The 557-nt window shown below is 50.3% G+C and carries 1 protein-coding gene; it reads left to right on the top strand.

Annotation, left to right across the window (positions count from 1 at the left end; all coding sequences use genetic code 11):
- Positions 1-64: 64 nt before the first annotated feature.
- Positions 65-557, top strand: a 493-nt coding sequence (locus tag AC1RPW_RS07865; protein ID WP_481769423.1) for a hypothetical protein, incomplete at its 3' end; no start/stop codon positions are given.

The raw sequence follows: 557 nt of genomic DNA, 5'->3' as shown, positions 1-557 counted from the left end.
CAACATCTTGCTGCTAGGTGGCCAGTATGACGGCCCACGCGCCTCGTACTCTGGACAACGGGAATTGGCGGACGTTGTTCGTGAAAATCCAGACCTCAGGTGGCACGCTATTCTCGGCAACCACGAGATGTATTCTGAGGTTCCAGAAAACGGTCATGCGCTGGAGCTGTTCGATCTGTTCGGACTCCAGAATCTCACGATCTACACGCATCCTACAGATGTGAAAATAGATAGGGCACCAGTCAGGTTCTTGCCATATCCACATCTAGACTTCTCGGATCGCGCGCTAAACATCTTCCACAATGAAGTGTACGGATCGAAATCTGATTCGGGTCGCACCGTCAAGAAGGAAGGTATGAACCGGTCGAAGGCGGTGGCCGTTGGTGGTCACCTGCATACAGGACACAAGGTTCGAAACACTTACTTTCCGGGCACACTGTACCAAAATAATTTTGGGGAACAGCTTCCAAAGTACTTTGCACATATCCAGTTTAACAGCGTTGCAGACCACGAGATAGAGTTCATAAACCACGACCCAGTGTACAAGCTACATACGG

The organism is Dellaglioa sp. CoH-55-MRSF-8, from assembly GCF_056782195.1.
This window is presented reverse-complemented; position numbering and strand designations above follow the sequence as displayed.